The following is an 8,793-nucleotide window of genomic DNA, read 5'->3' on the forward strand; positions in this document are numbered from 1 at the left end:
CTGCCACGCAGGGCGACCAGTTCGGCCAGGCTCGGCTGTACGCCGTTGCCGGCCAGCGCCGCGCCAGCGGTGTCGTCGGGAAGGTGCATGCCGCGCTCAGGGCACCGGCACGCGGGCCAGCAGTTCGGCGACCAGTCGTTCGCCGTCCCAGCCTTCGGCGGTGGCTTCGTAGCTCGGCAGCACGCGGTGGCGCAGGACATCGGGCGCCACGCTGCGCACGTCGTCAGGGGTCACGAAGTCGCGGCCGGCCAGCCAGGCGCGGGCCCGGGCGCAGCGTTCCAGCGCGATCGAACCGCGCGGGCTGGCGCCCCAGGCGATGCGTCGCGCCAATGCCGGGTCATAGCGGGCGGGGTCGCGGGTGGCCAGTACCAGTTCGATCAGATAGCGCTCCAGCGCCGGTGCCATGTGCAGGTCGAGGATCGCGCGGCGGGCGGCGAACACGTCCTCCAGCGGCATGCGCGACGGCGCCGGCGCGGGCGTGCCCAGCGCGTCACGGGCACGTTCGCGGGCCAGGCGCAGGATCTCGGCTTCCGCGGTGGAATCGGGATAGCCGATCCGCACGTGCATCAGGAACCGGTCAAGCTGCGCCTCGGGCAGCGGGAAGGTGCCCTCCTGTTCGATCGGGTTCTGCGTCGCCATCACCAGGAACAGCGTGGGCAGCGCGTAGGTATGCCGGCCTACCGTGACCTGGCGTTCGCCCATCGCCTCCAGCAGCGCCGACTGCACCTTGGCCGGCGCGCGGTTGATCTCGTCGGCCAGCAGGATCGGGTGGAAGATCGGGCCGGGTACGAATTCGAAGCGGCCCTCCTGCGGGCGCCAGATCTCGGTGCCGGTCAGGTCGGCCGGGAGCAGGTCCGGGGTGAACTGGACGCGCGAGAAGTCCGCTTCCAGCCGCGCCGCGAGAGCGCGGATGGCGGTGGTCTTGGCCAGCCCGGGCGCACCTTCCACCAGCAGGTGGCCGTCAGCCAGCAGCGCGGTCAGCAGGCGCTCGACCAGGGCATCCTGGCCGACGATCTCGGCCGACAGCGCCTCGCGCAGCGCGCGGAAACCGGCGTGCAGGCGATCGTGCTCCGGAGCGGGGGTGACGGACAGGGGGTCGGTTGCAGGCATGGGGGGCGGCAGGTTCATGGGTCCATCTGACCACGCGACAGGCGTAAGGTTCCGCACCCATGATGGCAGGGCCGGGACGGCACCGGGATCAAGATTGCCTGAACGCGTCTACGTTCGAGGGACGCCATCGAAGATCGCACTGCAGTAAGGTCCGGCCATCTTGAATCGCCTGCACACCTGCGGCCGCCCGGAATAGATGCGGCACGCCCGGGTCGCCCGGTCGAGCGCCACGCACCAGCCGTCGGCTGCCTTGGCCATGGCGCGCACCCCGTCACCCATGTCGACGGTCAGATGCGACGGGATGGATTCCGATGCAGCGAGCACCGCCGTCAGTCGGCAGCATTGTGCGGTGCAGCCGGAACAATGCGGGGCCGAGGTCATGCCACGAGGATAGTTGCACCACCTTGCCCTGCGGTGAACAAAAAAAATCCGGCGCCCTGGAGGGCGCCGGATCCTGGTCAAGCTGCGGGAGCGGTGGCTCAGTTGGTCTTGGCCACGCGCAGCACCTTGGGGGTGACGAAGACCAGCAGCTCGGCCTTGTCCTTGTTGCGGCTGCGCTTCTTGAACAGGTTGCCCAGGAACGGCACATCGCCCAGGAACGGCACCTTGTTCACGCTGTTGCGGTCGGTGAACTCATACACGCCACCGATCACCACGGTCTGGCCGTCGTCGACCAGCACCGCGGTGTTCACTTCGCGGCGGTTGATCGAGGGCACCTGGCCGTAGCCGTCCAGCACGATGTAGCTTTCGACTTCATCCTTCTTGACCGACATGTTAAGGAACACGCGGTTGTCGTTGGTGATGGTCGGGGTGACCTTCAGCTCCAGCAGCACTTCCTTGAACTGCACGTTGGGCGTTGCAGCCTGACCGCTGGTTCCACCGGTGATGGTCACGTAGCCGATTTCCTTACCCTGCTTGATCACCGCCTCACGCTGGTTGGTGGTGACCACGCGCGGGTTGGAGATGACTTCGCCACGCGATTCCTGCTGCATGGCCGACAGCTCCACGTCCAGCAGGTACCCCGCGTTGAGGATCGACAGCGCCAGCGAACCCGGGTTGCTGGCCGCTGCCACCGGCAGGTTCCAGTTGAAGTTCGGTGTGTTGAAGATCTGGCCGGGCGGCACCGGCGCCGGACCACCATTGGCTTGCCATTCGGCAACCGCTTCGGCGTACTCCTGCTGTGCCTGGCCGTTGTCGTCGATGTTGTTGTGGTTCTGGTCGGTGTTGCCGCCGAACCACACATTGTCACGCCGGCCGGAGATGCCGAACTTGGCGCCCAGTTCGCGCGCGAAGGTGTCAGTGGCGATCACGATGCGGCTTTCGATCAGCACCTGGTCGACCGGGCGGTCGATCACGTTGATCAGCTCACGCATGCGCGCGACCTTCTTCGGGATGTCGCTGATCATCAACGTGTTGGTGCGCTCATCGGCCACCAGGCGACCGCGTGAGGACAGGAACCCGCTGTCTTCCTGCGAGCTGCTGCCGCCACCACCACCACCGCCGCCGCCGCCGCTACTGCCGCCCCCGATGCCCTTGGCTTCGGTCAGCGCCTTGAAGATCTGCGCGGCGTTGTGGTAGTTGATCTGGACGTAGTCGGTGACCAGGTCTTCGCGGTTCTCGATCGCGATGCGGGCGTCTTCCTTGTCCTGCTCGAACTTGGCCAGCTCCGGCTGCGGCGCGACCCAGATCACACCGCCCTCGCGGCGCTTGTCCAGGCCCTTGGCACGCAGCACGATGTCCAGCGCCTGGTCCCACGGCACGTTGACCAGGCGCAGGGTTACATTGCCGGCGACGCTGTCGGAGGCGACCACGTTGAGGTTCGACTCTTCGGCGATCAGCTGCAGCACGGTGCGCACCGGCACGTCCTGGAAGTTGAAGGTCACCGGCTTGCCGCTGTAGCCACGCTGGGCGACCGCCGCCGCAGCCTGGGTCACGGTGGTGGCATTGATCGCACCGGTGGCCGGAGCGCTCTTGCGCGGGCTGATCTCGACCACGTATTCGTTGTCGGTCTGGTAGGCCAGCGACTCGAAGGCCGTGTTGGTGTTCAGCACCAGCTGGGTGCCACCGCCGTACGGCTTCGGGTCGATGCGCTGCACCGGGGTAGCGAAGTCGACCACGTTGATCGACTTCTGCAGGGTGTCCGGCAGGGTCGCGTTGCCGACGTCGACGACGACGCTGTTGCCCTGCGTACGCAGGTCCGGGTTGGCGCCCTTGCCGTCGAACTGCAGGATCAGGCGGCCACTGCCGTCTTCACCGCGCTTGAAGTCGATCTTGGACACCGCCAGCGAGGCCGGCGCGGCGGCCGGCGCAGCGCCGGCCCCCTGGGTGGTCGCCGCAACGGCCGGCGTGGCCGCCATCAGCGTGCCATTGGCCACCATGAGCGCGACTCCCAGCGCGCACAGGTGGATCAGCTTCGGGCGCCGGACGGCACGCTGCAGCATGGCGTTGGAAAAGGTCATCGTGCTATCCCCATAATCATTCATTGATCTTCAAGCGCAAGCGATGCAGGCCGTTCCAGCCAGCCGCCCGCGCCATCCGGCACCAGTTCAATCAGTTCGATCCGGTCTTCGAAGACCCCGGTCACGCGACCGTCGCTCTGCCCCATGTAGACCCCCGGACGCACCCGATAGGTAACTTTGTCCGGTGCCATCACCAGCGCGACCAGTCCGCCCCCTTTTCCGATCGAACCGACCATGTCCAAGGCATCCAGCGGGAAGGCTTCCAGCGGCTCCTTGCGGCGGTTCGGATCCGGACGCAGGCCCGAACCACCGGCTTGGGGATTGGCCCAGGCGTCGGTGAACGGATCCCGCATGCCCTGCGCGGAGTATTCGAAGGTCTCGAACTGCTGCATGACCGGCAGCGGTTCAAGCGGCGGCGCCGGGCGTGCACGCACGTCGGCAACCCACTTTTCCAGGTTCGGCGCGTCGCCGGGGGTGCTGGTGATGCCACGTGCGCAGCCCGCCAGCAGGACCAGCATCAACAGCCCACCGACGCGTAGGATACGGGCCATGTTCATTGCTGGCCTCCGGTCGGAGCGGCGGCCTGTGCGGCGGCTTTCTCCTGCGCTTCCATTTCCACGTCGTCCAGGTACCGGTAGGTCTTGACCGTGCCCGACAGCTCCAGCGCGCCGGTGCGCGCGGTGATGCCGGTCTTGGGGTCCTTGGGCTTGAGGTTGATGTCGTGCATGGTCAGGATGACCACGCGCGGCAGCGAAGCCACGCCGCTGACGAAGGCACCGAACTGGTGGTAGCTGCCCACCATGCGCAGGGCGATCGGCTTTTCGGCGTAGAACTCCTTGGGCACTTCCTCACCGGGCTGGAACAGCTCGTTGACCAGGCCGCTGGACAGCGCGGTCTGCGAGATGTCGATGATCAGGTCCGGCATTTCGGTCTTGCTGGGCAGCTGGCGCAGCATCTGCTGCAGCACCTGCTCCATCTGGGCCAGCTGCTGCTTCAGCGGCTCCAGGTTGACCGCCCGGCCCTGCTCCTTTTCAAAATCCTGGCGCAGGGTGACCTCGGTTGCCTCCAGGGCGTCAAGCTCGTCGCGCTTGCCGCTGATAAGCACGAACCAGGCCAGGACGATGATCAACAGCGACAGCAGGGCGCAGAAGACGATCTTGGCCTGCTGCGGCCAGTTGCCGATGTTGTTGAGGTCCAGGTCCTTGATGTTCACTTTCTTCTGGCTCATGCGGCCCCCTTCTGCGGCGTGCTGGACGCGGCCGGTTGCGGTGCCGGGGTGGGAACGATGCGGCTGCCAGCCGGCGCCGGCTCAGCCGGGGCCGGGGTCGCCGGTACGCCGTCGGCCGGTGCCGGGGCCAGCGGTGCCACACCCGGGGCGGTGGCCGGCGTGGCCGCCGGATCGGTGCCCGGGGTGATCACGCTGCCGTCCGGTCCGAGGCCGTCGACCGCTTCGCTCTGTGCCGGCAATGTCACCTTGACCACGAACACGTACGGCAATGCCGAGATGTCCGCCACCGGGCCTGCCACCTTGTCTTTTTCTTCTTCCGGCTTGCGCGCTTCGATCACCGACAGATCCGGCTTGGTCATCCAGCCCGAGCTTTCCAGGTTGCGCATGTAGGCGCTGACCCGGGCGTTGGACTGGGTGCGGCCTTCCAGGGTCAGGATGTCGCCCTCCTGCTTCAGCGCGGTCAGCACCAGGCCATCGGGAATGGTCCGGACCAGTGCGTCGAACAGGTGCACCATCTGCGAGCGCTTGGCCTGCAGTTGCTCGATCACCTTCTTGCGCGCCAGCAGGCGGTCCTTCTGGCGATCAAGGCGGTCGATTTCCTGGTTCTGCTCCTTCACCCGCTCGATTTCCGCGGTCAGGAAGGCATTGCGATCCCCCTGGCCGCTGATCTGGCGGTCGTAGTAGAACCAGATCAGCGCCGACAGCACGACGCCCGCGATGGCGGCGAAGCCAAGCATGGTCATGAACTCGCGCTGGCGTTGCCTGCGCCGTTCGGCGCGCCAGGGCAATAGATTGATTCTTGCCATCAGTCGAAGCTCCTCAGCGCCAGCCCGGTGGCAATCATCAGCGCCGGGGCGTCCTGGGCCAGGGCATGCGCCTGTACCTTCGGACCCAGCGTCATCTGTGCCAGCGGATTGGCCACCACGGTGGCCACGCCCAGCTGTTCCTCCACCATCTCCGGCAGGCCAGCCAGCGCCGCGCAACCGCCGGCCAGCACGATGTGGTCGACCCGGTTGAACTCGCTGCCTGCATAGAAGAACTGCAGGAGGCGGCTGATCTGCTGGACGGTGGCTTCCTTGAACGGCTCGAGGACTTCCATCTCGTAGCTTTCCGGCAGCCCACCCTGGCGCTTGGCCAGGCCCGCTTCCTCGTAGGTCAGGCCATAACGGCGCATGACCTCGTCGGTGAGCTGCTTGCCGCCGAACACCTGCTCGCGGCTGTACAGGCTGCGCCCGCCGCGAAGGACGTTCAGGGTGGTCATGGTGGCGCCGATGTCGACCAGCGCGACCACGCCATCGCTGGCGATCGGCAGTTCACTGGCGACCAGGGCGAAGGCGTTTTCGACCGCGAAGGCCTCCACGTCCATCACCCGGGCGGTCAGGCCACCGAGCTCCAGCGCCGATTGGCGCAGCTCCACGTTCTCCGACCGCGAGGCCGCCAACAGCACCTGGACCATTTCCGGGTTGTTGGGGATGGCGCCGAGCACCTCGAAATCGAGGTTCACTTCCTCGATCGGGTACGGGATGTAGTTGACCGCTTCGAGCTCGACCTGGGCTTCCATGTCGTTCTCGTCCAGGTCGGCCGGCATCGGGATGAGCTTGGTGATGACCGCCGAGCCGGCCACGGCCGCGGCGGCATGCCGGGCCTTGGTACCGGAGCGGTTCACCGCGCGGCGGATGGCCTCACCCACGGCCTCCACTTCCACGATGTTCTTTTCCACCACCGCATTCGGCGGAAGTGGTTCCACAGCATAGTGTTCCACACGGAAACGATTGCCACTGCGGGAAAGCTGCAAGAGCTTTACTGCAGTCGAGCTGATGTCGACGCCGATAAGCGGCGACTGGCTTTTTGGGATAAGCCCCACGGTTTCTCCCCTGCCGACGGGCACTTGGACGCATAACCTGCGCCCGCGCATTAATAACGTTTTTTTTGCAAATCGCAACCATCAACGTGCAAAACGCGCAGCAGCGCACGTTTCGCCCGTCCCCTGACGGTCACCGAAATGCTCTCCCCGGGAACAACCCCAGCCGTTCCCTTGCGTAATCTATACTCTGCGGCCACGAAATTCGCAATCGGAATCTGTCACTGATGACTCGTCTTCGACGCTGGCTGCGCTGGATGCTGGTGGTTTTCCTGGTCCTGGCCCTGGTCGGCGCGGCTGTCGCGGGAGGCCTGTACTTCGCCATTTCCGCGCGGCTTCCGGACGTCCAGACCCTGCGCGACATCGAGATGCAGGAGCCGATGTACGTGTACGCGGCCGACGGCGAGCTGATGGCCGTGTTCGGCGAGTCCCGGCGCACCCCGATCACCATGAAGGAGGTCCCGGAGCGCCTTAAGCAGGCCTTCCTGGCCACCGAGGACGCCCGCTTCTACGAACATGGGGGGGTGGACTACAAGGGGATCGGGCGCGCGGTGTGGCTGCTGGCCACTACCAACGACAAGCGGGTCCCGGGCGGGTCGACCATCACCCAGCAGGTGGCCCGGCAGTTCTTCCTGAGCTCGGAATACAGCTACACCCGCAAGCTGGCCGAGATCCTGCTGGCGCGCAAGATCGAGCAGGAGCTGAGCAAGGACGAGATCTTCGAGCTGTACCTGAACAAGAGTTTCTTCGGCAACCGCGCCTACGGCGTGGCCGCGGCGGCCGAGTTCTACTACGGCAAGAAGCTGGGCGAGCTGAGCCTGGATGAGATGGCCTCGCTGGCCGGCATCCCCAAGTTCCCCTCCAGCGGCAACCCGATCAGCAACCCGGAGCGCGCCCGCGAGCGCCGCGACTTCTACGTGCTGCAGCGCATGGCCAACCTGGGCTTCATCACCCAGGCCGAGGCCGACGCGGCCAAGGCGGTGCCGATGCATGCCACCGCGCATGAGCCGCCGGTGCAGGTGGAGGCCCCCTACGTGGCCGAACTGGTCCGCCAGGAGATGATCGCCCGCTTCGGCGGCGACGTGCTCAACAAGGGCTACCACGTCACCACCACGATCAACGCGGGGATGCAGACCGCGGCCAACCTGGCGGTCCGCGATGGCCTGCTGCAGTACGACCACCGGCATGGCTGGCACGGCGTGGAACAGCAGGTGGCGCTGGGCGCGGGCGACGATGCCGCTGCACTGGCCACCCACCTGCGCGGCATCGCCGGCCAGTCCGGGCTGCTGCCGGCGATCGTGGCCGCCACCGCTGCCGACGGCAGCGCCACCGTGGTGATGGCCGACCGCAGCGAGCGGGTGTTGCCGGCCTCGGCCGCGAAGTGGACCGGAAAGACCCCGGCCAAGCTGGTCAAGCGCGGCGACATCGTGCGCGTGCGCAGCGGCGAGAAGGAAGGCGAGTGGCTGCTGGACCAGATCCCGCGCGGCCAGTCCGCACTGGTCTCGCTGGACGCCCAGAGCGGTGCGCTGAAGGCACTGGTCGGCGGTTTCAGCTTCTCCGGCAACAAGTTCAACCGCGCCACCCAGGCCCGTCGCCAGCCCGGCTCGAGCTTCAAGCCCTTCATCTACGCAGCGGCCTTCGACAAGGGCTTCAACCCGGCCTCGATCGTGCTGGACGCCCCGGTGGTGTTCCGCGACCGTCGCGGCAAGACCTGGCAGCCGCAGAACGACGGCGGCGGCTTCCGCGGCCCGATGCGCCTGCGCGAGGCGCTGGTGCAGTCGCGCAACCTGGTCTCGGTGCGCCTGCTGGACGGGATGGGCGTGGACTACGCCCGCAAGTACATCAGCGAGTTCGGCTTCGCCGAGGCCGAACTGCCGCCGAACCTGTCGATGTCGCTGGGCACGGCCTCGCTGACCCCGCTGTCGGTGGCGCGCGGCTATGCGGTGTTCGCCAACGGCGGCTCGCGCGTGGATACCTGGCTGATCGACCAGGTCAGCGACCGCGACGGCAACCTGGTGTTCAAGGAGAACCCTGCCCGTGCCTGCCGCGACTGCGTAGGCACCAGCGGCGGTGCGCCGGTGAGCCAGGTGGTGGACGGCTTCAACTTCGGCGCCGCGGCAGCCCCCGCACCGGCC

8 protein-coding genes are annotated in these 8,793 nt (G+C 67.0%); 1 reads left to right on the plus strand and 7 read right to left on the minus strand.

From position 1 onward, the window contains the following. Positions 1–96: 96 nt before the first annotated feature. The 7 genes from RWO33_RS17145 to RWO33_RS17175 form a co-directional block, all read right to left on the minus strand. Positions 97–1,128 (minus strand): MoxR family ATPase, encoded by a 1,032-nt coding sequence (locus RWO33_RS17145; RefSeq protein ID WP_314106372.1) that lies wholly within the window; start codon positions 1,126–1,128, stop codon positions 97–99. A 90-nt stretch (positions 1,129–1,218) separates the two neighbouring features. Beyond that, positions 1,219–1,491 (minus strand): YkgJ family cysteine cluster protein, encoded by a 273-nt coding sequence (locus RWO33_RS17150; RefSeq protein ID WP_314106374.1) that lies wholly within the window; start codon positions 1,489–1,491, stop codon positions 1,219–1,221. 98 nt (positions 1,492–1,589) lie between these two features. Beyond that, the gene (locus RWO33_RS17155; protein ID WP_314106376.1) at positions 1,590–3,569 is read right to left on the minus strand and encodes a type IV pilus secretin PilQ family protein; all 1,980 of its coding nucleotides are present in this window, start codon (positions 3,567–3,569) and stop codon (positions 1,590–1,592) included. A 20-nt stretch (positions 3,570–3,589) separates the two neighbouring features. Further along, positions 3,590–4,120, minus strand: coding sequence for a pilus assembly protein PilP (locus RWO33_RS17160; protein WP_314106378.1), 531 nt, complete (start codon positions 4,118–4,120; stop codon positions 3,590–3,592). A gap of 2 nt (positions 4,121–4,122) precedes the next feature. Further along, a complete protein-coding gene (locus tag RWO33_RS17165) occupies positions 4,123–4,797 on the minus strand; it encodes a type 4a pilus biogenesis protein PilO (RefSeq protein ID WP_314106380.1) in 675 nt (224 codons plus the stop codon). Beyond that, positions 4,794–5,603, minus strand: a complete 810-nt coding sequence (locus RWO33_RS17170; RefSeq protein ID WP_314106382.1) for a PilN domain-containing protein — start codon at positions 5,601–5,603, stop codon at positions 4,794–4,796. Before RWO33_RS17170 ends, RWO33_RS17165 begins: the two co-directional genes overlap by 4 nt. Next, the gene (locus RWO33_RS17175) at positions 5,603–6,661 is read right to left on the minus strand and encodes a pilus assembly protein PilM (protein WP_038686523.1); all 1,059 of its coding nucleotides are present in this window, start codon (positions 6,659–6,661) and stop codon (positions 5,603–5,605) included. Before RWO33_RS17175 ends, RWO33_RS17170 begins: the two co-directional genes overlap by 1 nt. Before the next feature lie 224 nt (positions 6,662–6,885). Between RWO33_RS17175 and RWO33_RS17180 the strand changes: the two genes are divergently transcribed. Then, on the plus strand, positions 6,886–8,793 hold a 1,908-nt coding region (locus tag RWO33_RS17180; RefSeq protein WP_314106385.1), incomplete at its 3' end, for a transglycosylase domain-containing protein.

This window comes from uncultured Stenotrophomonas sp., assembly GCF_963519925.1.
Taxonomy (GTDB): domain Bacteria; phylum Pseudomonadota; class Gammaproteobacteria; order Xanthomonadales; family Xanthomonadaceae; genus Stenotrophomonas; species Stenotrophomonas maltophilia_AE.